This window comes from Psychrobacter sp. CAL346-MNA-CIBAN-0220 (assembly GCF_040309805.1).
GTDB lineage: Bacteria > Pseudomonadota > Gammaproteobacteria > Pseudomonadales > Moraxellaceae > Psychrobacter.
Genome location: NZ_JBEOPF010000061.1, coordinates 1 through 341 on the forward strand (window position 1 = coordinate 1; position 341 = coordinate 341).

Genomic DNA, 341 nt, shown 5'->3' on the forward strand with positions numbered 1-341 from the left:
TAGTTCAAGCATTGATTCATTAGATTGGATGAGTGCTGATACTAAAGTTGCTGCAAAAGATAAATTGGCTAAGTTTAATCCTAAAATTGGTTACCCGAACAAATGGGATGACTACAGCAAACTAACCATTAAAGCAGATGATTTAGTCGGTAACGCCAAGCGTGCGGCGATTGTTGAGCATAACAAAAGTCTTGCTAAGTTAGGCCAACCAATTGACAAAGACGAGTGGCACATGACGCCACAAACCGTTAACGCTTACTACAACCCAACCATGACCGAAAGCTTGTTCCCTGCTGCGATTTTACAACCGCCTTTCTTCAACTTAGAAGCTGATGATGCGG

At 42.2% G+C, this 341-nt stretch carries 1 protein-coding gene; it reads left to right on the forward strand.

Translation table 11 applies throughout. The features are described 5' to 3' along the window. The coding region (locus AAEY88_RS12695; RefSeq protein WP_350562958.1) for a M13-type metalloendopeptidase at nucleotides 1-341 on the forward strand (341 nt) is incomplete at both ends.